Origin of the sequence: Methylobacterium sp. (assembly GCF_019750675.1) — a bacterium.
Lineage (GTDB): Bacteria > Pseudomonadota > Alphaproteobacteria > Rhizobiales > Beijerinckiaceae > Methylobacterium.
Map to the genome: position 1 here is coordinate 1 of NZ_JAIEOF010000289.1, position 24,851 is coordinate 24,851.

14 protein-coding genes, 1 tRNA gene and 1 pseudogene are annotated in these 24,851 nt (G+C 70.1%); 7 read left to right on the forward strand and 9 right to left on the reverse strand.

Annotated elements, in window-relative coordinates; genetic code table 11:
• Nucleotides 1-2,106 (forward strand): DNA topoisomerase IV subunit A (gene parC / locus K2X24_RS15045; RefSeq protein ID WP_292499185.1); only part of this gene is annotated, 2,106 nt, incomplete at its 5' end.
• Nucleotides 2,107-2,233: 127 nt separating this feature from the next.
• Here the strand turns inward: parC and K2X24_RS15050 are convergent.
• Nucleotides 2,234-2,710, reverse strand: a complete 477-nt coding sequence (locus K2X24_RS15050; protein WP_292499198.1) for an SRPBCC family protein — start codon at nt 2,708-2,710, stop codon at nt 2,234-2,236.
• Nucleotides 2,711-3,259: 549 nt separating this feature from the next.
• Between K2X24_RS15050 and K2X24_RS15055 the strand changes: the two genes are divergently transcribed.
• Nucleotides 3,260-4,834 carry a 2-isopropylmalate synthase gene (locus K2X24_RS15055; protein ID WP_292499186.1) on the forward strand — a complete coding sequence of 525 codons (1,575 nt, stop codon included), beginning with the start codon at nt 3,260-3,262 and terminating at the stop codon, nt 4,832-4,834.
• 102 nt (nt 4,835-4,936) lie between these two features.
• Nucleotides 4,937-5,012: transfer RNA gene (locus K2X24_RS15060), tRNA-Lys, on the forward strand.
• Nucleotides 5,013-5,211: 199 nt separating this feature from the next.
• On the opposite strand, the gene K2X24_RS15065 is transcribed toward K2X24_RS15060, so the two are convergent.
• The 7 genes from K2X24_RS15065 to K2X24_RS15095 form a co-directional block, all read right to left on the reverse strand.
• Entirely contained in the window at nt 5,212-5,997 is a 786-nt protein-coding gene (locus K2X24_RS15065) for a response regulator transcription factor (protein ID WP_292499187.1), read from the reverse strand.
• 256 nt (nt 5,998-6,253) lie between these two features.
• Nucleotides 6,254-10,945: a sialate O-acetylesterase gene (locus K2X24_RS15070; RefSeq protein WP_292499188.1), complete on the reverse strand. Its 4,692-nt coding sequence runs from the start codon at nt 10,943-10,945 to the stop codon at nt 6,254-6,256.
• A gap of 58 nt (nt 10,946-11,003) precedes the next feature.
• Nucleotides 11,004-12,467, reverse strand: coding sequence for a hypothetical protein (locus tag K2X24_RS15075; RefSeq protein WP_292499189.1), 1,464 nt, complete (start codon nt 12,465-12,467; stop codon nt 11,004-11,006).
• Nucleotides 12,464-13,183 (reverse strand): ABC transporter ATP-binding protein, encoded by a 720-nt coding sequence (locus tag K2X24_RS15080; RefSeq protein ID WP_292499190.1) that lies wholly within the window; start codon nt 13,181-13,183, stop codon nt 12,464-12,466. The genes K2X24_RS15075 and K2X24_RS15080 overlap by 4 nt, the downstream gene beginning before the upstream one ends.
• Complete coding sequence (locus K2X24_RS15085; RefSeq protein ID WP_292499191.1) at nt 13,180-13,983, reverse strand: ABC transporter permease; 804 nt, start codon at nt 13,981-13,983, stop codon at nt 13,180-13,182. The genes K2X24_RS15080 and K2X24_RS15085 overlap by 4 nt, the downstream gene beginning before the upstream one ends.
• A gap of 29 nt (nt 13,984-14,012) precedes the next feature.
• Nucleotides 14,013-15,326, reverse strand: a complete 1,314-nt coding sequence (locus tag K2X24_RS15090; RefSeq protein ID WP_292499192.1) for a polysaccharide biosynthesis/export family protein — start codon at nt 15,324-15,326, stop codon at nt 14,013-14,015.
• 252 nt (nt 15,327-15,578) lie between these two features.
• Complete coding sequence (locus K2X24_RS15095; RefSeq protein ID WP_292499193.1) at nt 15,579-15,935, reverse strand: hypothetical protein; 357 nt, start codon at nt 15,933-15,935, stop codon at nt 15,579-15,581.
• A gap of 371 nt (nt 15,936-16,306) precedes the next feature.
• On the opposite strand from K2X24_RS15095, the gene K2X24_RS15100 reads away from it, so the two are divergent.
• Both K2X24_RS15100 and K2X24_RS15105 read left to right on the forward strand, forming a co-directional pair.
• Entirely contained in the window at nt 16,307-17,311 is a 1,005-nt protein-coding gene (locus tag K2X24_RS15100) for an NAD-dependent epimerase/dehydratase family protein (RefSeq protein ID WP_292499194.1), read from the forward strand.
• A gap of 59 nt (nt 17,312-17,370) precedes the next feature.
• A complete protein-coding gene (locus K2X24_RS15105; protein WP_292499195.1) occupies nt 17,371-19,473 on the forward strand; it encodes a glycosyltransferase in 2,103 nt (700 codons plus the stop codon).
• A gap of 41 nt (nt 19,474-19,514) precedes the next feature.
• On the opposite strand, the gene K2X24_RS15110 is transcribed toward K2X24_RS15105, so the two are convergent.
• Nucleotides 19,515-20,900: a hypothetical protein gene (locus K2X24_RS15110; RefSeq protein WP_292499196.1), complete on the reverse strand. Its 1,386-nt coding sequence runs from the start codon at nt 20,898-20,900 to the stop codon at nt 19,515-19,517.
• Nucleotides 20,901-21,538: 638 nt separating this feature from the next.
• Here K2X24_RS15110 and K2X24_RS15115 point away from each other — a divergent pair.
• Together K2X24_RS15115 and K2X24_RS15120 are read left to right on the forward strand one after the other, a co-directional pair.
• Nucleotides 21,539-23,872, forward strand: coding sequence for a tetratricopeptide repeat protein (locus K2X24_RS15115; RefSeq protein WP_292499197.1), 2,334 nt, complete (start codon nt 21,539-21,541; stop codon nt 23,870-23,872).
• 134 nt (nt 23,873-24,006) lie between these two features.
• Nucleotides 24,007-24,851, forward strand: a pseudogene (locus K2X24_RS15120) (hypothetical protein); the annotation flags it as partial.

Here is a 24,851-nt window from a genome sequence, read left to right on the forward strand (position 1 = left end):
CCCGTCCATCGCCGCATCCTGTTCGCCATGCGGCTCCTGAAGCTCGACCCGACCTCGGCCTTCAAGAAATGCGCCCGCATCGTCGGCGACGTCATCGGCAAGTACCATCCGCACGGCGACACGGCGGCCTACGACGCCCTGGTGCGCATGGCGCAGGACTTCGCGCAGCGCTACCCGCTGGTCGACGGCCAGGGCAATTTCGGCAACATCGACGGCGATAACGCCGCCGCCCAGCGCTACACCGAGGCCCGGATGACGGAGGTGGCGCGCCTTCTCCTCGAAGGCCTCGACGACGATGCGGTGGATTTCCGCCCGAACTACGACGGGCAGGAGGAGGAGCCGGTGGTGCTCCCCGCCGCCTTCCCGAACCTGCTCGCCAACGGCTCCCAGGGTATCGCGGTCGGCATGGCGACCTCGATCCCGCCCCACAACGCGGCCGAGCTCTGCGACGCGGCGCTCTACCTCATCACCCACCCGGAGGCGACCTCGGCCCAGCTCCTCACCTTCGTGAAGGGGCCGGACTTCCCCACCGGCGGCATCCTGATCGACAGCGCCGAATCGATCACCGAGGCCTACCGCACGGGTCGCGGCGGCTTTCGCGTGCGCGCCCGCTGGGCCAAGGAGGATCTGGGGCGCGGGACCTGGACCATCGTGGTCACCGAGATCCCCTACGGCGTGCAGAAGGCGCGCCTCATCGAGAAGCTCGCGGAGCTGTTGCAGGAGCGCAAGCTGCCGCTGCTGGCCGACGTGCGCGACGAATCGGCCGAGGACGTGCGCATCGTGCTGGAGCCGCGCGCCCGCAACGTCGATCCCGTCATCCTGATGGAATCGCTGTTCCGGCTCACCGAACTCGAATCGCGCATCTCGCTCAACATGAACGTGCTGGTGGGCGGGCTCGTGCCCCGCGTCATCGGCCTCGCCGAAGCCCTGCGCGAGTGGCTCGACCACCGCCGCGTCGTGCTCCAGCGCCGCTCGCGCCACCGCCTGGCCCAGATCGACCGCCGCCTCGAAATCCTGGGCGGCCTGCTCATCGTCTATCTCGACCTCGACGAGGTGATCCGCATCATCCGCGAGGAGGACGAGCCGAAGCCCGCCCTGATGAAGCGCTTCGCGCTCACCGAGATCCAGGCCAACGCCATCCTCGACACGCGCCTGCGCTCCTTGCGCAAGCTCGAGGAGATGGAGATGAAGCGCGAGCTCGACGCGCTGACCCAGGAGAAGGCCGGGATCGAGGGCCTGCTCGGCTCCGACAAATTGCAATGGGCCGACATCACCAAGCAGATCCGCGCGGTGAAGAAGACCTTCGGCCCCGAGACCAAGATCGGCGCCCGGCGCACCACCCTGGAGAACCCGCCCGACACCGCCGGCATCGACTTCGCCGCCGCCATGGTGGAGCGCGAGCCCATCACCGTGATCGTCTCGAACAAGGGCTGGATCCGCGCCCTCAAGGGCCACGTCGCCGACCTGTCGGGCGTCGCCTTCAAGGGCGACGACGGCTTGAAGCTCGCCTTCCCAAGCGAGACCACCGCCAAGCTCCTGGTGCTGGCCTCGAACGGCAAGGTGTTCACCCTGGAGGCGGCGAAGCTCCCCGGCGGGCGCGGCTTCGGCGACCCGATCCGCCTGATGGTGGATTTCGACGACGGGACCGAGATCGTCGCGGCCATCCCGTACCAGCCGGGCGCGAAGGTCCTGGTCGCGGCCACCGACGGGCGCGGCTTCCTGGCGCCGGCCGATGCGCTGGTTGCCAACACCCGCAAGGGCAAGGGGATCATGGGGCTCGACGCGCCGGCGACGGCCGCGGTGCTGGTGCCGGCGGCTGGCGACCACGTCGCGGTGTGCAGCGCGGACCGGCTGATGCTGGTCTTCCCCTTGAGCGAGTTGCCCGAGATGGTGCGCGGCAAGGGCGTGCGCCTGCAGCGCTGCCGCCAGACCACGCTCACCGACGCCCACATCTTCTCCCTGGCCGAGGGGCTGCCCTGGCGCGAGTCGGGCGGCGAGGCGCGGCTCGCGAATGCGGGTATCCTGGAGAAGTGGATGGGCCACCGGGCCGAGGCCGGCACGCTGATGACCCGGAGCTTCCCGAAATTCGAGCGGTTCGGGAAATAGGCCGCGCAAGCGAGCCCCGTGAAGGCGCGACCGGGACGTGAGCGGCGCGCGGGGCCTGGCCTGATACCGTAGCCGGAGGGCGGCGGGCGCCCGCGCCCTCCGGCGGATCGTCCTGTCGGCGTCAGGCTTACTTGGACTTGTCGGCGATCGCCTTGAGGCCCGAATCGTAGATGCCCGAGATGGCGTCGACCGCGACTGCGTCCGGGGCGCCCTTGGCCTTGAAGGTGCCGGTCCAGTTCACGGTCGAGCCCGAACCCTTCGGCACCACCGAGAGGGTGGAGCTGTAGTCGCTCACCGGCAGCGGACCGGAGACGATGGCGTAGGTGTAGCTCATGGCCTTGTCGTCGCGCTTGGTCTGCGACTCGACGATGGTGCCGCCGCCCTTGAGGCTCAGCGTCCGCAGGGTCTTGCCACCGTCCTGCGACAGGACGCACTTCTCGATCGCCGGGTGCCACTGGCCGATGCCGCAGAAATCGCCGATCGTCGCCCAGACCTTGGCCGGGGGCGCGGCGACGTCGATGGTTTTGGCGGCATCGAGCGCAAGCACCGGGGCCGTTCCGGCAAGTAGCACAAGGGCAGGCAGCGCGAGGGTGCGCGACAGCATCCGCGACATGATGGGTGTTCCTTCCAAATTTCTTCTTGGGTGGACGGACTGTTTTCGCCGTCGGACCGTGTTCGATCCGCAACGGAAGCTAGGCGGCGTGGCCGCCACGGCAATGCGTCCGGCCCAAACGATCGCGAATCGGCACGAGGCTTCGTGGGGCCCGAGACCGCGCCCCCCCGGTGCGCAGGTCCGGAGCGGGCGGGAACCCAACCTTGTCAAGCCGTTGTCCAGGGGCTACGACAGCCGCCTTCGTAGACGGCCGCGCCGCATCGACGCGCCGTTGCCCCTCGGGAGAGACGAGCCTTGGCCATCGCCGGCTCCATGCGCAGCACGACCGACGCCGCCCGCGCGGCCGCCCGGTCGCGCGCGTCTCTTGCCGCCCTGCTGCTCCTTATCCGCCCCTGAGGGCCGTCCGGGCGCGTGCGCCTGGGCTCTCAGGGGTGCGCATCGGCAGGGCCGCCGGCAGGCCGCTCGCCGCCAGGATTCCATCGATCGATTTCCAGGGCGCCGCGTCCGCATCCGGAGCGCGCCGCGACAGGACACCCGACCATGACCGTATCTTCGACCCGCTCCGCGACCGCGAGCAAGGACCGCGTCCTCATCTTCGACACCACCCTGCGCGACGGCGAGCAGTGCCCCGGCGCCACCATGAACCTGGACGAGAAGCTCGCCGTCGCCGAACTCCTCGACACCATGGGCGTCGACATCATCGAGGCGGGCTTCCCGATCGCGTCGCACGGTGATTTCGAGGCGGTCTCGGAGATCGCCCGCCGAGCCAAGCGCGCCACCATCGCGGGCCTCGCCCGCGCGATTCCCGCCGACATCGCCCGGGCCGGCGAGGCCGTGCGCCAAGCCAGGCGCGGCCGCATCCACACCTTCGTGTCGACCTCGCCGATCCACCTCGCGCACCAGATGCGGAAATCCGAGGACGAGGTGGTGGAGATCATCCTCAAGACCGTGGCCCAGGCCCGCGACCTCGTCGAGGACGTGGAATGGTCGGCCATGGACGCCACCCGCACGCCGATCGACTACCTGTGCCGCTGCGTCGAGGCGGCGATCCGCGCGGGCGCCACCACCATCAACCTGCCCGACACCGTGGGCTATGCCACGCCCGACGAGTACCGCCGGATGTTCCAGGATGTCCGCAACCGGGTGCCGAACGCCGACAAGGCGATCTTCTCGGTGCATTGCCACGACGATCTGGGGCTCGCCATCGCCAATTCGCTGGCGGGCGTCGAGGGCGGCGCGCGCCAGGTCGAGTGCACCATTAACGGCATCGGCGAGCGCGCCGGCAATGCCGCCCTGGAGGAGATCGTCATGGCGATCCGCACCCGCGGCGACGTGATGCCCTACGAGACCGGCATCGAGACCACGATGCTCACCCGCGCCTCGAAGCTCGTCAGCCACGCCACGAACTTCCCCGTGCAGTACAACAAGGCCATCGTCGGCCGGAACGCCTTCGCGCACGAGAGCGGCATCCACCAGGACGGCATGCTCAAGCACACCGAGACCTACGAGATCATGACTCCGGCCTCGGTCGGCGTCGCCAAGACCTCGCTCGTCATGGGCAAGCATTCGGGCCGGGCCGCCTTCCGTTCGAAGCTGGAGGAACTCGGTCTGGTGTTGAGCGACAACCAGCTGCAGGACGTGTTCGAGCGCTTCAAGGCGCTCGCCGACCGCAAGAAGCACGTCTACGACGAGGACATCGAGGCGCTGGTCGACGAGAACCTCGCCACGGCGCATGACCGCATCCGCCTCGTCTCCCTCTCGGTGATCGCCGGCACCCGTGGCCCGCAGCGGGCGACGCTGAAGCTCGACATCGCGGGCCGGATCATCACCGAGGAGGCCGACGGCAACGGCCCGGTGGACGCGGTGTTCAATGCGATCCAGGCCCTGGTCCCGCACGAGGCCGACCTCGAACTCTACCAGGTCCACGCGGTCACCGAGGGCACGGACGCCCAGGCCGAGGTCTCGGTGCGCCTGAAGAGCGGTGAGCGCAGCGTCACCGCCCGCGGCGCTGATCCCGACACCCTGGTCGCCTCGGCCCGCGCCTACCTCTCGGCCCTCAACAAGCTCGAGGCCTGGGCCGTGCGCCTGCACGCCCAGAGCCCGGCTTCGGTTTAGCCGAGAAAATGACGCCCCGGGGGTGGACACCCCCCGGGGCGTTTGCTATCAGCCCCCTCGTCGCAGCGGACTTGGTGGCCGCAGCGATCGCCGCAAGGCGATGGGTGCATAGCTCAGTTGGTAGAGCAGCTGACTCTTAATCAGCGGGTCCAAGGTTCGAACCCTTGTGCACCCACCAAATTCTCTCAGACGGCCGAAGCTCTGGACAAACGTCCGGAGCTTTTGTGTTTTCAGGGGTCTGGCGAGTATCGCCGCATGGTCCGATCCGGCCTCTCTGGACTGGCCTCGGTTGGCGCCCCGATCGACCTGAAACCGCCGAGGCGGTGCCGAGGCACATCCCGATGGTGAACCGGGTCGGTCTTCGCGAAGACGCGATCCTAGAGCGTCATCTCGGTCGCCTTGAAGGCGAGTTCGGTCCGGTTGCGCGCCTTGAGTTTCTTCATCACGTTGCGGACATGCACCTTGACGGTGCTTTCACACATGTTGAGCTCGTAGGCGATGACCTTGTTCGGCTTGCCCCGCCGGATGCCTTCGAGGACGGCCATCTGCTTGGCGGTGAAGTTGCTCTGCCAGGCGGGATCGGCGGCGGGGTCCACCCTGGATTTTCGGGCAGCCAGCATGCTGCTCGCCGGGACGAAGACGCCGCCCGCCAGGACGAAACGGATGGCCGCGATGACGTGATCGACGTTGGCGCGGGTGCTGATGTAGCCGCGCGCTCCGCACTCGATCGTCTCGATCACGTTGGCCATGTCGTCCGACTGGGAGAGGACCACGACCGGATGCGTGTGGGGCGCCTGGAGGAGATCCGCGATGGTACGCCGACGCTTTTCCGCCGAGCCGTCGCAGACATAGAGGATCAGCGAGAGGGTGTCGGCCTCCACCGATGCCTGCCAGTCCTCCGCATTCATCGCGGCAAGCACTTGGAATCCCGCCACGGTGAGGCGGAAGATGAGGCATTCCCGTTCGAGAATTCGGTCGTCGATGAGCAGAATCGTCGGTGTCTGACCGGGATCAACGTCGAGGGTAGCGTGTCCCAGCGTTGTCCGCGCAAGATCGATGCCCGCAAGGATATCCATGGCATACCTCGTGTCGTCGTCGATCCAAAACGTTGCAAAATTCGAACCAGTTATGAAGACCCTTCTGGGTAGAAAACGGCGGAACATCTGTATCCGCCGCGAAATTTTCACACGATATCTGAACTGCTACGGTAGAAAATTGATTTTTGATTAAATTATCTCCAATCTGGAGAAAAGTCAGAACTTTTATGGCGCGTTTTCCGCAGAAATGCGACACAAATACTTTTAACAAAAATTATCCTGCGCGCAGCCGTGCGATTGATTCGCGTCCGGACCGGATATGGCTCGCTCTGGTGCCGGGGAGTCATCGAGCTGCGGCTCCCCTGGCGGGGTGCGGAGCGGCTCACACGATCAGGATGTCGCTGGCATGCAGGGTCAGCGCCCTGGTGAATTCGGCGATCTCCACCACGGGCGCGCCAGTCGCCGTGCCGTCCGCGTCCCAGGACAGGGTCAGCGCGTTCGGATCGAACACGAACTGACCGTGTTCCGCGCTGGTGGCGCTGCTGCCGAGGACGAACCAGTCCGCCGAGAGAGCGCCGGCGGGGAGACCGCCGAAATTCGCGCCCGTCACCGCGATCGTGTCGAACTGGCTCTGGCTGAAGTCGGCGACGGTGTCGAAGCCTTCGCCAGGGATGTTGAAGAGGAACTGGTCCGCGCCCTTGCCACCCGTCAGGATGTCGTGTCCGACCCCGCCCGCGAGCACGTCGTTGCCCGCACCGGTGACGAGGACGTTGTCGCGTTCGTTGCCGATGGCCTGGAAGCCGGAGACGCCGGAATAGGTCAGGTTCTCGACGAAGCTGCCGAGGGTGTATTGGGTGAGGCCGGTCTTGATCAGGACCGTGTCGGTGCCGCCCGCATCGGGGCTCGCATCGTCGTTCGGATCCAGGCGCTCGACGATCCGGTCGCCGATGGAATCGACGAGGTAGGTGTCGTTGCCGGCGCCGCCCACCAGGACGTCCTGGCCCGCGCCGCCGTCGAGCGTGTCGTTGCCCGCCCCACCCTTGATCCAGTTGTCGAGGGTGTTGCCGGTGCCCTTGAAGCTCTCGGTGCCCGTATAGACGAGATCCTCGACGTTGCTGCCGAGCTTGTAGCTCGCGAGTCCGGTCCGCACCGTGTCGTGGCCGGCATCCGCCGCTTCCGTCACGGTGTCGTTGATCCCGACGATGTAGGTGTCGTCGCCGAGACCGCCCTTGAGGCTGTCCTTGAGCGCATCGTCGCCGCCCCACAGCGTGTCGTTGCCGGCCCCGCCCGTGATGGTGTTGGCGAGTTCGTTGCCGGTGCCGTGGAAATCCCCCGCGCCGATGAAGGTCAGGGCCTCGATCGCGTTGCCGATGCCGAGCGTGTAGCTGCCCAGCATCGTCTTGATGGTGTCGGTGCCCGCATCGGCCCGTTCCGTGACCACGTCACCGAGATCGTCGACGATGTAGACGTCGTTGCCGAGGCCCCCCGTCATGGTGTCGGCGCCGAGGCCACCGTCGAGGGTGTTGTTGGCGTCGTTCCCGGTGAGAACGTTGGCGAGGGCGTTGCCGGTGCCTTTGCTCGCGGTCCCGGTGAGGACGAGGTTCTCGAGGTTGGCGCCGAGGGCGAAGCTCACCGAGCTCACGACGGTGTCGATGCCGCCGCCGGACAACTCGACGGGCACGTCCTTGCTGTTGTCGACGATGTAGGTGTCGTTGCCGAGACCGCCCGTCATGGTGTCGGCGCCCGCGAGGCCGTCGATCGTCTCGCCCTCCGCGGTGCCGGTGATTTTGTCCGCCGCGGCCGTGCCGGTGATGGTCGGGCCCTGCACGTCGGAGAGCGTGATGGTGAAGGCCTGGTCGAAGGTGTGGCCGCCGCCATCGGTCACCCGCGCCGTCACCGTGAGGCTCGGCGTGGTCTCGAAGTCGAGGATTGCCCCGGCGGCCACCACGAGGTTGGCGCCATCGACCGCGAAGGCGCCGCCGGCCGAGTCGAGGAGCGTGTAGGCGAAGCTGTCGCCGGCATCCGGATCGGTCGCGCCGAAGCTGCCGACGAGCGTGCCGCCGGCGCTGTTCTCGGGCACCTCGGCATGGCTGAGGGCGAGCGCCGTCGGGGCGCTCCCGAGGGGCACCGTGAGGGTGCCGTCCGAGAACTTCAGGGTCTCGACGCCGACCAGGGTGTCGGTGCCCTCGTCGCCGCCGATGTCGTTCGGGTTGTTGTCGGTGATGACGACGCGGCCCGCCGTGATCGTCACCGTGTAGTCGGCCCGGGCCCCGAGATAGAGGGCGATGTCGGTGCCGAGCCCGCCATCGATCGTGTCGTTGCCGGCCCCCCCCGTGATGCTGTCGTTGCCGCCCATTCCCAGCAGGGTGTCGTTGCCGAGATCGCCCTTGAGTGAGTTCCTGGCGTCGCTGCCGATGATCAGGTTGGCGAGATCGTTGCCGAAGCCCGAGATTTCCGTAAGGCCGGTGAGGGTGAGGTTCTCGACGTTGCTCTTCAGGGTGTGGGTCACGCTGCTGAGCACCGTGTCCACGCCTTCGTTGAACTTCTCGACCACGAGGTCTCCGCTGGTGCCGACCGCCGTGACGTCGACGACGTAGGTGTCGTCGCCGAGCCCGCCCTCCAGCTTGTCGGAGCCGGCGCCGCCGTCGATCCAGTCGTTGCCGTCGCCGCCCTTGATCCAGTCGTCGAGGGCGCCGCCCGTGATCGTGTCGTTGCCGAGGCCGCCGTCGAAGGCCAAGGCGGTGTCGTAGCCCGCCGCCGCCGCCGCGGCGGCGGTTCCGGCCAGGCGCACCACGTCGTCCCCCGCCCCGGCGACGTACTGGGTGCCGGCCTGGTAGCTGCCGGCCACGACGGTGGCGAAGTCCACGCTGTCGTTGCCGTTGGTGAACAGGCCGTTCGGGATGTTCACCATGTAGGTCTTGTCGGAGAACTTGAGCAGTTCCACGCCCTGGATCGTGTCGGTGCCCTCGTCGGTATCGGCGGCGTTGAGGTCGGTGACGGTGACGGCGCCCCCCACATCGGTGATCCGGTAATCGGCGAACTTGCCGGCGAAGACCGCCGTGTCGCGCCCCAGACCCCCGTCGATGACATCGTTGCCGAGGCCGCCGCGCAGGGAATCGTCGCCCGCGCCTCCGAACAGGGTGTCGTTGCCCGCATTGGCGTTGACGATGTTGTTGCCGTCGTTGCCCGCGATGACGTTGTCGAGTTCGTTGCCCGTGCCGTTGATGTTGTCCGTACCCACGAGGGTGAGGTTCTCGACGTTGCTCTTGAGGGTGAAAGTCACGGTGCTGATCACCGTGTCGATGCCCTCGCCGACCTTCTCGACCACGAGGTCGCCGGTGGCGCCCACCGCCGTGGTATCGACGTAGTACTTGTCGTTGCCGAGCCCGCCCTCCATTCGATCCGAGCCGGCGCCGCCGTTGAGGATGTCGTCGCCGGCCCCGCCCTTCATCCAGTCGTCGAGGCTGCCGCCGATGATGACGTCGTTGCCGTCGCCGCCATCCATGGCGACGGTGGCGTCGTAGCCGGCGGCCTGGGCGGCGGCCGCGTCCTTGGGCAGGTAGATCTCGTCGTTGCCGGCAAGCCCCGCATGGGACGAGGTCGGCGCGTAGGTGCCGGCGGCCACGGTGGCGAAATCGACGTAGTTGTCGCTGGCCGTGAACAGGGACGGCAGGCCGGTGCCCTTGATGTCGTATTGCGGCTTGTCGGAGAAGCTGAGGTACTCGACCCCGTCGAGGGTATCGGTGCCGTCGTTGCCATCCGTCAGGTCGATGTCGGTGACCGTGGCGGTGACGCCGTCGGTGACGATGCGGTAGCCGGCGAACTTGCCCGACAAGACCGCGGTGTCGATGCCGGCACCGCCGACGATGACGTCGTTGCCGGTGCCCCCGGTGATCAGGTCGTCGCCGGCATCGGCCCAGATTTCGTCGGCCCCGGCCCCGCCCCGGACGATGTCGCCGCCGTCGCCGCCCGAGATGACGTCGGCATCGTCGCCGCCGTCGATGGTGTCGCGTCCCGCACCGCCCCAGATGAGGTCGGTTCCCGCGCCGCCGTTGAGGGTGTCGTCGCCGGCATCGCCGAACAGGGCGTCGCTGCCGCCGCCGCCGTCGAGGACGTCGTTGCCGGCGCGGCCGTGCAGTTCGTCGCGGGCGTTGGTACCCACGAGGTGGTCGCTGCCCGCCGGGTCGTCGGCCCCGGCCTGCACCGCCCGCGAAATGTCGATGCCCTGGAAGCCGAGGGCCGCGTCGAGGAGCCGGTCGGCCGCCGTGACCCGCGCGGCGCCCGTGAGGTGGATGCCGTCCTCGATGGTGTTCAGGTCCGTGGTGATCGCACCGATATCGACGCCCGCCAGGGCATCGGCGACCTGGTGCTGGGCGAGGCGGACGTCGTCGTACTTGCCGTCGTTGGCGCCGTGGGGGCCGATCTCCTGGATCAGGACGTGGTTGGAATGGAAGTCGGCGAGCACCCGGTTCATGAAGGTGGTGAGCGCCGTGGCATAGGTGCCGGTCGTGATGTTGGCCGAGGCGTCGGTCTCGCCCTGCGCCCACAGCACGACCTCTGCGGAGCCGCCGACCTTGGCGAGCAGCGACAGGGCGGTGGCGTAGAGGGAGCCGGCGGAGGTATCCATCCAGTAGCCGTTGCCCTTGTCGGCGGCGGCCACCAGGGCGGTGCCGCCCTTGGCGGCGGCGACCATCAGCACCGGCACGCCGGCCTCGGCGGCGTAGTTTCCGGCGAAGTAGGTCGAGGCGCCGCCGTCAACGTGGCCGATGGAGCCGTCGGCCTCCATCTGGTAGGTGCCGGATGGGGCATCCGGCACGGCGGTGGGGGTGTTGTACCAGCGCTCGATGTTCGACTGGCCGATGGTGAACACCACGGCGCCGATGGCGAGGTCGTCGGCCTTCACCGTGGTTCCGGTCTTCACCTCGAGGCGGTAGCCATCGCCCTGCGGCACGTTGTGGAGGATACCGCCCGACGTCCAGTCGACCACGACCTGCCCGGCCTTGTTCAGGATGCGCGCCTGATCGCCGGTGAAGCGGACATCGGCGGAATCGCCCTCGCGTTGCAGAAAGATCATGGTCGTCCCCTTGGTCTGGAGGTGAACCGCCCGTCTTCAGGGGGCCGGTCGGGCGGCCTCAGCGCATGTGATCGCGGATGCCGAGGACGAGGAGGAGGCCGGTGAGCCAGACCAGGAGCGCGAAGCCCGCCACCACCGCGATCGAGGCCGGGCGGTTGGGAAACTGGGCGCTCTCGGCCAGCGCCGGCCGCGCGAAGGTCGCGAGGTAGATCTGCTGCCGGTCGGCGAGGCCGCGGGCGGCCTGCAGCGCGTCCATGGCCATGCCGTAGCTTTTTTCCGCGAAGGTCTGCTCGGATTCGAGGCTGGCGTACCGCGCGACCATGCTGCCCATGTCCGCACCCAGCCCCTGGCCGTTGCGCTGGCCCTCGGCCTCCACGGAGCGGATCTGCTGCTCGGTGGCCTTGATCCGGCCGGTCAGGGTCTGGATCATCGGCGCGTTGGGCTGCATCGAGACGGAGAGCGCCGACGCCTCGGCGCGCAGGCTGGCGAGGTCCGAGCGCAGCTTGGCCAGCAGGTCCGCGTTGCTCATCGCCACGCGGACGGGATCGTAGGTTCCCTCGGTGCGGCGGAAATGGCCCAGCGCGTCGCGGGCGCCGCGCAGGCGCGCTTCGGCCTTCTGCACCTCGGTCTCGGCGAAGCGCACGAAATCCCGGCGGCCCCGGTCCGTCAGCTCGTTGGCGAGACGCTCGGAACCGTCGATGACGGTCTGGGCGAGGCGGTAGCTGTCCTCGGGCGTATAGGCCCGGACCTTGACCGTGAGGATGCCGGTGGAAAGGTCGTAGCGCGACATCACCATGGCGCGCCAATGGCTCACCAGCGCCTCGATGGGCGCGGCCGGGTCGAAGCGCGACCAGGCATCGGCGTTCGGGTTCGAGAAGATCCGGCGCAGGTCGATCTTGCGCTGCACCTCGTCCACGAACTGCCGCGTGGTGATGTAGTCGGCGATGATGAAGGAGTCGGTGTTGCCGGCCAGCGCGTTGGGTACGCCGCTGACGACGCTCGCCGAATCGTGCCCGCCGTTGCGCTCCACCGAGCGCAGGGCGAACTTGACCTCGGAGACGTACTGGTCGGTGGCGACGAACCCGTAATAGAGCGCCGCCGCCAGGGTCGGGAGGACCACGAGGGCGATGAACGAGAGCAGGATACCCCGGCGCTGGCGCTGGCGGCGCGCCCGCCGTCCGGCGAGGTGCGAGGCCTGATCGGGCAGGCCCGGCAGCGGCCGGACCGGTGCCTCGGCGACCCGGCGCGCCGTCTCGGCCTCGCCCGCGAGCGCGCTCACCTCGCGCAGGATCGGGGGCTTGGCGGAAGCCTTGCGGTTGACGGGGCGGCCTTCCAGCCAGCGCTTCATGCTCTCGGGCTCCGCCGGGCCCGCTTCCTCCGGCGGGTCCTCCGCCGGGTCGCCGGGCGTCGGTGGTTCGACCGGGGCCGCATCGGCAGGGGGCCGGCCGGCCCCACGCCGCTGCCTGAGGACGCTGAGGAGCGGCGAGACCCGCGCGGCGTGTTGTCCCGGTTCGGTGCTCATGACGGCTCAGCCTCCCGTTCGGCCCATCGGTCCGCATGCTGGTCCGCCCCCTGGACCTCGGTGCGGTAGATCTCGTTGGTGTAGACGGAGACCGCTTCGGCGACGGTCTCGAAGGTCATGAGCGCTCCGCCGTCGAGAATGGCGCCGCGGTCGCAGTAGAGGCTCAGCATCTTGGCGTTGTTCGAGGCCATGATGATCCGCGCATGGCGTCGGCGCTCGGCGAAGAGCTGGTTGCAGCGGCGCTTGAACTCGACGTCGCCCGCCGCGGTAACTTCGTCGACGAGGTAGACGTCGAAGCGGATCGCCATGCAGGCGCTGAAGGTCAGGCGCGAGCGCATGCCGTTCGAGTAGGTCCGCAGCGGCTCGTCGAGGTAGTCGCCGAGCTCGGCGAAGTCGTCGACGAAGGCCACGGTCCGGCGAACGTCCTCGCCGTAGACGCGGGCCAGGAACGCGACGTTCTCGCGGCCCGTCATCATGTTGGAGAAGCCGATGGCTTGCCCGACCGGAAACGAGACCCGCACGTCCCGGTCGATATGTCCCCGGTCCGGCAGTTCGGAGCCGGCGAGCATCCGCATCAGGGTGGATTTGCCCGAGCCGTTGCGGCCGAGGATGCCGAGGCTGAGATCCGTGGACAGCGCGCAGTCCACGTCGGCGAGGATGCGCTTGACGCCCAGCGCCGTGCGATAGCCCTTCGAGACGTTGTCGAGGACGATCATATCGCCTCCACCTTCCGGCGGGCGAGGCGCTCCAGCACCAGACCGAGGACGCAGGTGCAGACGGCCCACTGGACGAGGTAGGCCTTGTCCAGGGTGGTGGCGCCGTAGGCCGGATAGAACGAGGTCCGGGTCCACTCGATCGCGTGGACGAGGGGGTTCCAGACCAGGAACGCCTGCGCGGTCGCCGGCACCTGATCCACGAGGTAGAAGATGCCGGAGGCCAGGTAGAGCGGCCGGGTCAGGATGCTGAAGAGGTTGTGCCAGGACTGGAGGAGGGCGGTCAGGGTGGCGTTGATCATCCCCACGCCGACCGCGAGCAGGAACGTCGCCGCCACCGCGCCGAACAGGGATTCGAGGTCGAAGGGCCAGTCGCTGAAGCCGATGGCCACCAGCAACGCGATCAGGATCGTGGAGACGATGAGCCAGGTCGCGCCCTCCAGCAGGGCCCGGGCGCACAGGATGTCGAGATGGGTCACCGCCGGCACGTTGAGGAGCGGCCGGTCCGAGGTGAAGGCCGAGACCAGCCGGTACGAGACCTTGCTCCAGAGGAAGAACGGCAGCAGCCCGGTCATGAAGAACAGGGCCATGCTGCCCCCGAGCGGCGAGCGGCGGCCGAGGGTGTAGTGCACGATGGACAGCCCCACCGCGTGGGCGACCGGCTCGATCAGCACCCAGATGTAGCCGAGCCGGGTCCGGCCGAAGCGCGTATGGGTCTCGCGCAGGATCAGCGCCCCCACCACGTCGGACTGGGTCCGCAGGGCCGACAGACCGTTCCTGAGGGTTTGGGCATGGGCCGGCATCGTATCGCTCCTCGCGTCGGGCGTCGGGGTCAGGGCCGGGCGTCGCTGAGGTGGGTCTCGCGGGTGAGCGCGGCGGTGGGCCCGGTCTCCGGGAGCGCTCCCGGCGCGCGCCGAGGCGGCAGCATCACGCGGACGACGTCGCCGGGCTCGACCCGGGCGGTCTCGGGCACGCTGCGCTCGCGCAGGCGGTCGCCCTCGCGGCGCAGCACCGCGTAGGTCGGTACCGCCTCGCCGCTGCGGACCCGGAACTCGCCGTCGGAATGATCGACGATGCGCTGGTCGGTGACGATCTTCTGGCGCGCCTGCTCCAGATTGGCTCGCGCCTCCTTGAGCTGGTCGAGGATCTCGGTGCGCCGGTTGGTCCGCAGCTCACCGGCCGTCTGCTCGGCGCGCGCGACGTCCTGCGCGTTCTTGAGCATGTCCGATTGGAGCTGGCGCTTCTTGGCCTCGGCCTCGGCGTGGCGCGCCTCGATCGGGAACAGGATCGGGCGCCGTGACAGGCCCTTGTTCACGAGGTCGGTCTGGTCCTCGAGTTCCTTCTTGGCGATGGCCATCTGTCGCTCGATGGCGGCGGACTGGGCCTCGAGGGAGCCGTTCTGGCGCTCGGCCAAGGCCTTGAGCGTGCGCTGGTTGGCCACCGCCGCTTCGAGGGCGACCGCGCGCTGCTTCATGATCTTGGCCTCGTCGGCCATCATGCGGGCGATGCTCGGCTCGCCCTTGCGGGCCAGGATCTCGTCTGGGAACGCGATGCCGTCCTCGCCTGCCAGTTCCGCCTCCAGGCGCGCGGCGCGCACGAGGAGGAGATCCCGGGCGGCGACCTGGAGGGCGCCGTCGCCCGCCGCCGCCAGGGCCTCGCGCTGGTAGCGGCTCGGATCGTCCGGCCGCCGATAGAGGCCGCCCGCGATGCTGACCGCGTGCAGCACCGTCATGCCGGGGCGGAAGGGATAGCTTCCCGGGCGGTCGACGACGCCGACCACGTAGAAGGGCCGGTACTCGACGATCTCCACCGAGGCGCTCGGCGAGGTGAGGGTTCCGAGCTTGGCCTGGAACGCCTCCGCCACGGCGCGGGCGAGCTCGGCCGTCGCGCGGCCTTCCGCCGGCACGTCGCCCACCAGCGGCAGGGGAAGGTTGCCGGCATTGTCGATCGCGAACTGGCCGTCGAGGCGGGCCTGGAAGTCGCCGCCCTGCGCGGGCATCGCCCCTTGCGTCCATTGATAGACCGTGACGCGCAGCTTGTCGGCGGGGCCCAGCGCGTAGGCGTCGGCGGCCCGCGCCTCCGGCCGGCACCCGGTGGCCAGGACGAGGGCGGGGATCAGGAGTCTCGAGACGAAGCGATGCGACATCCGGGTGGATTCCTCGGCCTGGCGCCGTCTCCCGCACACGGGCTCGCCGGACCGGCCTGCACTCACGCGGCTGACCGGTCTTGGCGACGATGTTCGAGACGGGATGGAGAAGAAGTGGGAAACCCGCCGTCGCTCCTGCGTCGAGCATTCTGTATTCGCAGCAGCCAGGCGGTCCTGTTAATCGAATGTTTACCGACCTCGATCGCAGCGCAACATGACCAAACGGCGTAGGTCATTGTGCGGAGAGGGCGTTTACCGCGTGGAGGTCTGCAGGGTCTTGCCGGTCTCCAGAAGGGAGCGCCCGCAGCTGATGGCCACGGCGGGCTGGAACTGCAGCGCGATCTCGGGGCCGCCGAGGATGTCGAGGAGCAGGACCGCCAGCGCGTGCTCCCGGATCACCCCCGTGCGCCAGCCGATCACCGGCAGGTCGCTGCGCAGGATCGGACCGGGCGCCGGCGCCCGCCCCTCGGCATGCAGCACGCAGGCGCCGACCAGGGCGGTGCCGAGTTCCCCGGCCTGCTCGGGCGTGATCGCGATGGGGATGCTCTTCGTGCCGACCTGGATCCGCAGGCGCAACGCGCCCTCCGCGACCTCGACGGCGTAGGACACGGGCGGGGTCCGGCGCGGGGCCGGATCGGGGGACCAGGATCCGGGGTGGTCTTGCTCGGAGGGGTTCTGCATGACGCGCCTGTCTGCGGCGTGACCTCGGGCTCCGGCATACCGCGGGCGGCGGAAGGCGCATCCGAGGAGGCCGGCGAGCTTTGCGGGCACCCGCCGCGATCGCAAACTCGGCCATCGGCCTTAGCGCCTCCGTTCGGGGGGCGGCGGCCTACCTCCTTCGGAGAATGGGGCCCCTCGAAAGGCGATGTCCCCCGGCATGCCGCGCCGCCGCATAGTCAAGCTCGCCAAGGACGCATGCCGCCGGCTCGGGCCGACCGATCCGCCGCCACCCGGCATGCCACGAGCAGCGAGGGGCTTTCGTGCGCATACTCATCACCGGAACGGCGGGGTTCATCGGTTATCACGCGGCGCGGCGCCTGCAGCGCGCGGGGCACGACGTCGTCGGCATCGACGGCATGACCCCCTATTACGACGTCAGCTACAAGCAGCGCCGGCACGCGACCCTGTTGCAGAATCCGGGCTTCACCGCGCACGAATTCATGTTGGAGGACATGGACGCCCTGGGCCGGGTCTGGGAGGAGACCGCCCCCGAGGTGGTCATCCACCTCGCCGCCCAGGCCGGCGTCCGCTACAGCCTGGAGAACCCCCGCGCCTACGTCGATTCCAACCTGACGGGCACCTTCAACGTGCTCGAATGCGCCCGTCGGATGACGCCGGGCCACCTGCTTCTGGCCTCCACCAGCTCGGTCTACGGCGCCGCCGACAAGGTGCCCTTCGCCGAGGCCGACAAGGCGGACGCGCCGATGACGCTCTATGCCGCCACCAAGAAGGCCACCGAACTGATGGCGCATTCCTACGCCCACCTGTTCGACATCCCCACTACCGCGTTCCGGTTCTTCACCGTCTACGGACCGTTCGGGCGCCCCGACATGGCGTTGTTCAAGTTCGTCTCGGCCCTGCTGCAGGACCGGCCGCTCGACATCTACAACCACGGCCGGATGGAGCGGGACTTCACCTACATCGACGACCTCGTGGAGGGCATCGTCCGCCTCATCGACGCGGTGCCGATACGCGGCGAGCCGGTTCGGGATGCGGAGGACACCCTCTCGGCGGTGGCGCCGTTCCGCACGGTCAACATCGGCAATTCCGACCCCGTGCCGCTGATGCATTTCGTCGATGCCGTCGAGAACGCCGTCGGCCGGAAGGGCCGGCACAACTATCTGCCCATGCAACCCGGCGACGTGCCCCGCACCTTCGCCGACAGCAGCCTCCTCCAGAGCCTGACCGGCTTCCGGCCCGCCACCCCCGTCGCCGAAGGCGTCGGCCGCTTCGTCGGCTGGTACCGGGACTACCACTGCGTCTGAGCCGGAACGGACCTCGTGGCGGCGAAGGCCCGGCGAGGCGCTGCGCGGGGAATTTCGCCATGCTCAACGATCCGGACACCACCCTCGCGCCCTGGCCCGGCGCCGTCGCGAGTACGGTTGGATTCGACCCGATCACGCGAATCCTCGTTCGCGCGCCGGCCCGGCCCGGACCGGCCGACGGCGCCGTCCTCCAGCGGGCCGCCGCGATCGTCGCCGGTGCGGGCCGAGGGCCCGAGGTTCGGGGCGCGCTCCGGGTGCTGCTCGGGCTGGTCCACGCCCATCCGGCCTGCGAGCGCCTGCAGATCCTGGCCGCCCGCCTCGTGGAGGTCGCCGAACTCGTCGAACCCGGGACGCAGGACCGGGAGGCGGTGCCGGCCCGCGCCTGGGCAGGAGTGCATGCGCGCTTCCCGGAGGCGGTGGAGCCGTTTCGCCTGGTGCTGCGCTGGACCCTGCGCCGACAGGGGCGCGAGGCCGCCGCCCGGCTGGTCCGCGACCGTTTCCCGAAAGCTCCCACGACGTGCCCGGCGATGCTTCTCCAGGCCTGGGGCCTCGAGGAGATCCGCGCCCACGCGGAGGCCGATGCCGCGTTCGAGCGTCTGATCGCGACCCATCCGCGCGAATCCACGTACATGGCGTTCGCCCGTGCCTTGTCGAAGCGCGGCGAGATCGGGCGGGCCCTGCGCCTGCTCGAGGATGGGATCGCCCGCTTCGGCGCGGGCGGCAGGCTCGCGACGCCCCGCGCGGCGGCAGCGGCCGATTGCGCCCGCCTGGCGGCCTTCTGCGGGCACGGCGCGATGCCGCCCCCGGGGCGCGCCGCCGACGCGGTGCTGGCCGAAATCTTCGCCCGCCTCGCACCGGCGCGCCGGGTGCCCCGCCGCCGCTGGCGGGTCGGGCGCGTGATGATGATCACGGGGTCCCTCGGGGCCGGCGGGGCCGAGCGCCAGTTCGCCCTCACGGCGCGGGGCCTGCACGCCGCCCGGGTCCGGGCTGTGCCCATCGCCGGCAGCGCCATCGCCGGGCCGATCGAGGTCGTGGTGCGCTCGACCGGGGCCCGGACCGGCGGCGACTTCTTCGCCCCCGGCCTGCGTGCCGACGGCCTCGCGGTGGAGGAATACGCGGACTTTCCGGTGCAGGACGGCGATCCGGCCCGCTCGGTGCTCGCCCCCTTCGCGTCGATGCTCGACCTCCTGCCCGCCCCGATGCAGGAGGGGACCTTGCGCCTCGCCGATGCGATCCGCCGCCGCCGGCCCCATGTGGTCCATCTCTGGCAGGACGGTTCGATCCTGGCCTGCGGGCTCGCGGCCCTGGCCGCCGGGGTGCCCCGCATTGTCCTCGCCGTGCGCAGCCTGCCCCCCGTGGACCGGCCGGAGCGCGACCGCCCCGAGTATGCCGGCCTCTACCGGGCGCTGCTGGCCGCCCCCGGCGTGCGGCTCACCGCCAATTCCCACGCCGCCGCCCGCCGCTACGCCGCCTGGCTCGACCTCGATCCGGCCCGCGTCGACGTCATCTACAACGGCGTCGACGCCTTGCCGTCCGGCGCCCTGCCGTCCGAGGCCCCGCCGTCCGATGACGGGCCGGCCGAGGCTGCCCGCGCGGCGGCCTTCTTCGCCCGAACCTCCTGCGCCGGCTTTACCCTCGGCACGGTGATGCGCCTCGACGAGAACAAGCGGCCGTTCCTCTGGCTGGAGGCGGCCGCGCGCATCCGGGCGACGGCGCCCGACACCCGGTTCATCCTGGTGGGGGACGGCCCCTTACGCGCGGCCTGCGAGGCCCGGGCCGCGTGCCTGGGCCTTGCCGGGCACGTCCTGTTCGTCGGCCGCTCGGCCCATGTCGGCGCTTGGCTCGCGCGGATGGACGCGTTCCTGCTGCTCTCCCTGGTGGAGGGGCTGCCCAACGTGCTCGTCGAGGCGCAGCACGCCGGCCTGCCGGTGGTGACCACCAACGCGGGCGGTGCCGCCGAAACGATCGTGCCCGGCCGGACCGGGCTCCTGCTGCCGGCCGGCCCCGACCTCGCGCCCGAGGCCGTGGCCGAGACCGTTCTGGCACTTCGCGCCGACGCCCCCCGCCGTGCCGCCATGGGGCGCGCCGCGCGGGCCTGGGCCCGCGAGACCTTCTCGGTCGCCGCCATGATGGAGCGGACGGTGCGCAGTTTCCTGGCGTAGGCGGCCCGCGCCGCGGCGGCGCGGGCGGGCGCGGCGCGGTCTCACGAGCGCTCGCAGACCTCCGGCCAGCGCGCGGCGATGCCCTTCGGACCAGCAAAACGCAGGAGGCAGGCGGCGAGGCCGGGGGCGCTCGTGTCCGAGACTGCCCGCACGGGGAACGAGGCCATCGGAACGCCCCGGGCGATGTCCGCGTCCTTCTCGACGACCCGGATGTTGCCCACCGTGACGTTGTCCTCCGCCGCCACCGCGCCGTCGGCCTCGGTGCCCCCGCCCGTTGCGGCGCGCACCACCGAGATCGGACCCGCGCCGATGCGGCCGGCGCGGTCCGGATTGACGAAGATGTTGCCGGCCGCCCGCAGCACGCCGCCGGTGCCCGTGGCCGAGCCGTAGACGGCGCTGTCCACCCCGCTCGAATAGGCGGTGGGGCTGAGGAGGAACAGGTTGTTGGCGAGCTGCACGGCGGCGTTCGAGACGACCTTGGGATGGCGCTGGCTGGTGCCCTCGAAGACGTTGGCCAGCACCGTCACGATGACGCGCGGCGCCATCGGGCCGGCGAGATGCCGGAGGGGCTCCTGGCAGCCCTCCGCTTGCCCGTCCTTGTAGCAGGTCAGGGTGCCGATCAGCATGACCTTGTTGTGCTCGGCGAAGTGGTTGAACGCCACCGTGGCGCGGGACTCGCTGTCGAAGCGGGTCTTGCGCACGATGTCGACGCAGCCGTCGCCGCAGCGGTGGAAGGCGTTGTGCAGGATCGCGACGCGGTCGAACCGGTCGGTCAGTCCGATGGCGTCGCCGGTCTTGTCCGCCTTGTCGTCGTAGGGGTCCTTGGTGAAGGCGAGGCCGCTGACGATGACGTTGCTGACATCCGTCAGGGTGAGCTGCGTCAGGCGCGGGGCGCCCGAGAGCGTGATGCCGCCGCAGCCGCCGTCGAGGGTGGTGTCGGAGGGCAGGTGAAGCCCGGCCTCGAGGTGGATCTGTCCCATCAGCTCGGGGGCGAAGACGATCCAGCCGCCACCGGATTTCTGCGCCGTTTCCACCGCCCAGCGCAGGGTGCCCTCCGGGCTCGGCCGGCTCGCGGAGGATTTCGCGTCGTCGAGGCGCGTCACCGTGAGGAGCCGCTTGCCGAGCCCGCCCGTGGTGCCGGCGGCCGCCCCCTGGATCTGCCCGGTGAGCGGGCTCGCGCTCACCCGTCCGTCGCCGACGGTCGGTGCGACCGGCCGGCAGGGCAGGGCGGCCCGCTCGGCCGTCGCCTTGGCCTCGTCGAAGAAGCGGCGGGCCGCGAGCGAGCCATCCGCCGCCGCCGCGGGAAGCGCGGACACGGCGAGCAGACCGGCACAGAGCAGGCTGGCCCCGAGGATGGTGGGACTTCGCACGGCCCGGCGCGGTGCGGTGCCGCGGGACGATCCGCGAAGGGGATACCGAGGCGCCATGGCGAAAACTCCGTGATGCTCGTCGCGCCGAGATGGACCGGGGTGGGACCGGTCGAGATCCGGCCCACGGTCCTTGCCTGGCCTCCCGCGCGATGCCGCCGGAGCCTAGCGTCCGTGGGCGGGCAGCGGTCCGTCCCCGCGAGGGCCGGGGGCGATGGCCAATCGGCGTAGGGCGGATACCCGCCGATCCGTCACGCCGGACCGGATCTCATCCTTTCGGAGGGGGAGATCCCCCACGCCGCACGCACCGGCTACCGACAATGGCGGGTTTGTGGAGGTTGCAAATCCCAATAGGTTAAAAAAACCTTAACAGGAAAAATACAAGAAACAGTCGGGAAGACAGCGCGCCATTTGTAACGGGCTTTTCTATAGCTTCGAGGAGCCGTAAATTGGCGACGAGAGAACTTATATATACATCGATTGGCACGTGCCGGATCGCTGAGCCCTTAGGGGCGACAGTACAGCTACGCGATCTACGGCGGAATAGTGCGAATATCTATGGTTTCGTCCATACAGCTCCGGAGGCCCTGCAGCAGATCGACTACCTCGAAGGACGTGAGGTTCCCGCCGAACTCGCCCGCTTCCTCACGCCGGACGGCGTCCTGGTCCGCAGCCCGCGCGATGCGACCGATGTGTTCGTGGTCGAGATCTCCACGGTCAAGGAGATCGTCTTCGACACCTGGTATCTGCAGATCAACTACGTCGAGCGGACCTTCCGCGACCGGGGCGGCCTCCTCGATGCCTTCTTCGGGCTGAAGAGCGAACGCGATCCGGAGGTGCGCCGCCGGCATTTCGAGGCCCTCCCGGGCTTCGCCGAGACCGATGCGCTGGAGCGCCGCGTCCTCGTCGAGGGCTACATCCGCAGCACCACCCGCGACGAACTCGAGGCGCACATGGCCGAGATCGTCCGGCGCCTGCCGGCCCCGGTGGTCTTCGTGAACCACATCAACGTGCCGAACACCGCCGGCGCCCTCATCGCCTCGCGCAACCGCCTCTGTGGCTGGATCGGCGAGATCTGCGCCCAGCGCGGCTACCGCCACTTCGACCCCTCGCCGCACGTGTCCGCCTACGGCGTGTCCGAGGCCATGGCCGAGGAAGGCCGCGACCTCAACCACTACGCCAACCCGTTCAAGCCGATCATCGGCAGCATCCTGTTCGACGGCGTGCTCAGCCGCATCGCGGCGACCGGCGAGGTGGAACCCGCCCCGGCCGCGCTCGAAGCCACCGAGGCCGAGCCCGCGCCGCCGCCGCGCCCGGCGACGCGACCGGTCCTGGTCCATGCCTCGATCCAGGCGGCCCTGAACGAGGCCAAGCGGCGCATCGCCGACGGCGACCTCGACGAGGCCGAGACCATCCTGCACGGGCTCTCGGCCGAGGATGGGCGTCAGGCGGGGGTCCACACGCTGCTGGGCACGGTCGCGTTCCATCGCGGGGACACCACGGCGGCGGCCGCCGAGTTCCGCGAGGCGGTGGACATCGACCCGGCCGCGCTGGAGCCGCGCCTGATGCTGGTCAAGACCGCCCTGCGGGTCGGCAAGCTGGAGGAGGCCTGCGCCATCGCGGGCGACCTCGTCCGGCGCGCGCCGGACGACCTGCGCATCCTGCTGGTGGCGGCCAAGGCCATGATGCGGGCCAAGCAGTACGCCAGCGCCACTGCGATCTGGCAGCGGGTCTCGATCATGCGGCCGGAACTGGTGCTGCCGCTCATCGAGATGGCCCGTTGCGAGATGAAGGTGCGCAACTACGAGGCGGCCCTGAGCGCCGCCAACGCGGCCCTGCGGCGCGACCCCCGCGAGGCCGGCGCCCTGGTGATCAAGAGCGACGCGCTCCTGAAGCTCAAGCGCATGCGCGAACTGGCGGCGGTCTCTCTCGAACTCGCCGCCATCGAGCCCAAGGCCGCCATGGCGGCGGTGCCGGCCCTGATCTCGTCCCTGCACCCGGAGGAGGCGGCCAGCATCGTGGCCACCGCGCGCGAGACCGGCGAGGTCGACATCGACGCGGTGATGCGCGCCGCCCTAATCCGCACCCTGGAGCGGCGCGGCAAGGTCGCCAACGAGCGCGGCGACACCCCCGCCGCCGCCGCCGCCTGGAAATCGATCCTGCTGATCGACCCCGACAGCGCCCGGGCGGCCGCCGGCCTGCGCCGGCTGTTCACCCCCCTCGTCATCGCGGCCCGCGCCCGGGCGGCCGAGAACGACGTACCGGGCGCGGTGGCGGCCTACGAGGCGGCCCTGGCGATCCAGGACGACGGGGCGCGGATCCTGCGCGAACTCAGCCTCCTGCACGAGAAGGCCGGCGATTGGCTCAAGGCGAGCCAGAGCTGGGGCCGCCTCGCGCGGATCTCGAAGGACGGACAGCCCTTCAAGCGCAAGGCCGCGCGGGCGGCCATGCGGGCCGAGCGCTACGACAGCGCGGTGCGGGTCTACCACGAACTCGAATGCGCCGGGGACGAGCAGGCGGCCCGCAACCTCACCTCGGCCCTGCGCCGCCTGGTGCGGAGCATGCGCGAGGACTTCGCGGCGGGCCACCTGGAACTGGCCGCGACCAAGGCCGACGTCGTGCTCGAGGTCGACCCCGACAGCGAAGCGGCCCAGCGCACCTTCCGCAAGGTGATGCAGACCTACTCGAAGCGTCTGCGCGAGGCGGTGACCACGGAGGACGTGGCGCTGCAGGAGGAGATCGGCCTCAAGATGCTCGAGCTGGAGCCGGCCCGGCCCGACGCCCTCAAGGTCCTGTCCCGGCTCTACCGCATGGCCAAGCGCCATCGCGACGGCATCGCGGTGCTCCAGCGCCTCACCGAGATCGAGCCCGAGGATACCGGCCACTGGGTCAAGCTCGCCCGGTCCTGCCGGGCCATCCGGCTCTACGAGCGGGGCGTGCCCGCCGCCCTCAAGGCCCTGGAGATCGAGCCGGGCAACGTCGCCACCGTGAACCTGCTCAGCGACATGCTGAACCGGCAGGCGGCCCCCTGAGGGAGCCTCTTCGTCGACCTTCGACGGCCCCCGCTCCGGATCGCGTCCGGGGCGGGTCCGGGCAGACGCGCCGCGCCCTCGCGCCCAGAGCCGCTTGCCCACCCGACCACCATCCGTTCCCGGAGACAGCGTCCATGCTCGGTTCTGGCGGCTCGTGCCCGCGCCCCGCGTCGAACGAGGCCCTCGCCGGCCTGTTCATGCTGCAGGGCGACCCCTTGGGGGACGACGACATCCGGGCGGCCCTCCGGGTCCGCGCCGCCCTGGCGGGCGGCGGGGACGGGGCCGGCATCGTGTCCCACGACACCGCGATCCTTGTCGGGGGCGCCGGCTCGCCCGGCCCGGTGCGGGCGCAGGGACGCTTCGCCGTGGTCTTGGCGGGCGGCTTTTCCAATGCGGGCGCCCTGCGCGCCGAACTCCGCGCCCTCGGCGCGCCCGGCCCGATCGAGACGGACACCGACATCCTGCGCGAGGCCGTGCGGGCCTGGGGCGAGGCCGCGGCCGCTCGCTTCACGGGAGCCTACGCCTTCGCGATCCACGATGCCGAGACGAAGTCGCTGCTGTGCGGGCGGGACCGCTTCGGCATCCAGCCCTTCCACTACGTCCACCTGCGCGACCGCCTCGTCTTCGCCTCCGACCTCGCGGCGGTCATCCACTGGCCCGGCGTGCGGCGCCACGCCGACCACGATGCCCTGACCCACTACCTCGCCTTCGGCTTCTGCCCGGCCGACCACGCGCCCGTGCGTGGTGTGCAGCGCTTGAGTCCGGCCCACGTCCTGCGGGCGGAGCGCCGGCGCGGGGTGTGGACGGCCCGGGTCTGGACCCTGCCGAGCCCGGCGTCCCGCCCGCCCGGGGAGGCCCCGACTCCGGACGAGGCCCGGGCCGAACTGCGCAGCCGTGTCGATGCCGCCGTCCCAGGCGACGGTCCGATCGGCGTGCTGCGGACCGGCGACGCGCCGTCCGACGCCCTGGCCGAGGCGGC

Bases quoted from the DNA above. Each gene is read 5' to 3' on its own strand.
- K2X24_RS15080 (WP_292499190.1), bottom strand. From the start codon at position 13,183: ATGATCGTCCTCGACAACGTCTCGAAGGGCTATCGCACGGCGCTGGGC.
- K2X24_RS15105 (WP_292499195.1), top strand. From the start codon at position 17,371: ATGCTCAACGATCCGGACACCACCCTCGCGCCCTGGCCCGGCGCCGTC.
- K2X24_RS15090 (WP_292499192.1), bottom strand. From the start codon at position 15,326: ATGTCGCATCGCTTCGTCTCGAGACTCCTGATCCCCGCCCTCGTCCTG.
- K2X24_RS15065 (WP_292499187.1), bottom strand. From the start codon at position 5,997: ATGTTCCGCCGTTTTCTACCCAGAAGGGTCTTCATAACTGGTTCGAAT.
- K2X24_RS15110 (WP_292499196.1), bottom strand. From the start codon at position 20,900: ATGGCGCCTCGGTATCCCCTTCGCGGATCGTCCCGCGGCACCGCACCG.
- K2X24_RS15085 (WP_292499191.1), bottom strand. From the start codon at position 13,983: ATGCCGGCCCATGCCCAAACCCTCAGGAACGGTCTGTCGGCCCTGCGG.
- K2X24_RS15055 (WP_292499186.1), top strand. From the start codon at position 3,260: ATGACCGTATCTTCGACCCGCTCCGCGACCGCGAGCAAGGACCGCGTC.
- K2X24_RS15075 (WP_292499189.1), bottom strand. From the start codon at position 12,467: ATGAGCACCGAACCGGGACAACACGCCGCGCGGGTCTCGCCGCTCCTC.
- K2X24_RS15050 (WP_292499198.1), bottom strand. From the start codon at position 2,710: ATGCTGTCGCGCACCCTCGCGCTGCCTGCCCTTGTGCTACTTGCCGGA.
- K2X24_RS15070 (WP_292499188.1), bottom strand. From the start codon at position 10,945: ATGATCTTTCTGCAACGCGAGGGCGATTCCGCCGATGTCCGCTTCACC.